We start from the raw sequence: 1,776 nt of genomic DNA, 5'->3' as shown, positions 1-1,776 counted from the left end.
CCTACTCCCTACTCCCTACTCCCTACTCCCTACTCCCTACTCCCTATTCCCTATTCCCTATTCCCTACTCCCTATTCCCTATTCCCTATTCCCTATTCCCTATTCCCCGCACACAAAACCACCATAGACCAGTTTCTCAACTGTCTGTACTAGCAAGGGTGTTAACTATGGAAAAATAAGGTTTTATCGATGTCAGCGTTAGGACTACTGATTAAGTGGCACTGTCTCCAATCACTCCAACTGTTATTTCTATTTTACTAGTAAATAAGAAACATCGATGATTGGAGAAAACAAATGAAAAAAGCAATCTTATTACTAGCTACAGCTGCTGCAGTTACCGTCCCTACAACTGAGGCTTTTGCTCAGCATACTTTTCCTAGTGAGCGTTCCCACTGTCGAGCCACCCTAACTGCTAGCAACCCCAATTCTCGGATTACCTTACGTTCTGGAGCAGGAACTAATTATAGAAGCTTGGGTTATGGTTTAGTGGGTGATAATGTCTACGTTCTGACAGCAACTCCTCCAGAACCAGATTACAAAATAGACAGCTTTGGTTATGGTTGGCACAGAGTAGGTTTTCCAGTAAGTGGTGCCAAAGGATGGATTCGCGACGATTTACTCAATATCGAATGTGCTCCCATTAATGATTAAGTAGGTCGATCGGGAAAAACTAAAGGATAGCATTGATCAAAATTCTATCCTTAAAATAACTTAATCTTAATCATCCTTAACAGAAAAGGTACCCTCAAGGGTACTGTGAAGCCAGGGAATTATTTGACATTATATAAATGTGTTGATTGAAATTAATTGCACCAAGAGGTAAAACCCATGGGTTACAAATACCATAATCCCTGTGTGTTCCAAGTACCGATCAAATTAGAAGTGCCCATTGTTCTCGATCTAGCTGTAGGTGCTAAGCGTCAGTGCTTTACTAAATATGAGGAAATGGAGATCGAAGAGAACGGAGGGGCTACTGAGCCAGCCGAACCGTCTGCCACTTTTTATCCTTAGGAATCTTTGAAATTATTTTTTTACGGCTGGCTTTAAAATTATAGGCATAAATTAAGTAATATATCTCCTCTCTATCCTCCCTCCTGAGCTCAGGAGGGAGGAGTTTTATTGTAGACCTTCAGCGATAATCACCCCTAAGTTATGGGAGACTATCATCAGTTTAAAAAAGGTACCCTCAAGGGTACTGTCAAGCCAGGGGATTATTTGACATTATATAAATGTGTTGATTGAAATTAATTACAGCAAGAGGTAAAACCCATGCCTTACAAATACGATAAACCCTGTGTGTTCCAAGTTCCGATCAAATTAGAAGTACCCATTGTGCTTGACCTAGCTGTAGCGGCTAAGCGTAAGTGCTTTACTAAGTATGAGGAAATGGAGATCGAAGAGAACGGATCGGATACTGATAAAACTGAACCAGTTGCCACTTAGTATCTTTAGTAATCTTTGACGGCTAGCTTTTAAAATCTGGACATAAATTAAGTCCTATCTCTCCTCTATCTCCTCCATTCTGAACTCAGGATGGAGGAGTTTTATTGTAGAGGTTAACCTATAATCACCCCTAAGTTATGGGAGACTATCATCAGTTGAAAAAGGTACCCTCAAGGGTACTGCCAAGCCAGAGTTAGATTTGACATTATATAAATGTGTTGATTTAAAGTAATTACAGCAAGAGGTAAAACCCATGCCTTACAAATACGATAAACCCTGTGTGTTCCAAGTACCGATCAAATTAGAAGTACCCATTGTGCTTGACCTAGCTGT

Annotated in this window: 3 protein-coding genes; all 3 read left to right on the top strand. The window is 40.4% G+C overall.

Annotated elements, in window-relative coordinates; translation table 11 throughout:
- Positions 1 to 294: 294 nt before the first annotated feature.
- The 3 genes from BJP37_RS22920 to BJP37_RS41445 all read left to right on the top strand — a co-directional run bounded on the left by BJP37_RS22920 (position 295) and on the right by BJP37_RS41445 (position 1,443).
- On the top strand, positions 295 to 651 hold the full coding sequence (locus BJP37_RS22920; RefSeq protein WP_070394476.1) for an SH3 domain-containing protein: 357 nt from the start codon (positions 295 to 297) through the stop codon (positions 649 to 651).
- A 177-nt stretch (positions 652 to 828) separates the two neighbouring features.
- Positions 829 to 1,011, top strand: a complete 183-nt coding sequence (locus BJP37_RS22915; protein WP_070394475.1) for a hypothetical protein — start codon at positions 829 to 831, stop codon at positions 1,009 to 1,011.
- A gap of 258 nt (positions 1,012 to 1,269) precedes the next feature.
- A complete protein-coding gene (locus BJP37_RS41445) occupies positions 1,270 to 1,443 on the top strand; it encodes a hypothetical protein (protein WP_198954150.1) in 174 nt (57 codons plus the stop codon).
- The last annotated feature ends 333 nt before the right edge of the window (positions 1,444 to 1,776 follow it).

This window comes from Moorena bouillonii PNG (assembly GCF_001942495.1).
GTDB lineage: Bacteria > Cyanobacteriota > Cyanobacteriia > Cyanobacteriales > Coleofasciculaceae > Moorena > Moorena bouillonii.
The sequence above is the reverse complement of the archived record's forward strand: the minus strand, read 5'-3'. Positions and strand labels throughout refer to the sequence as shown.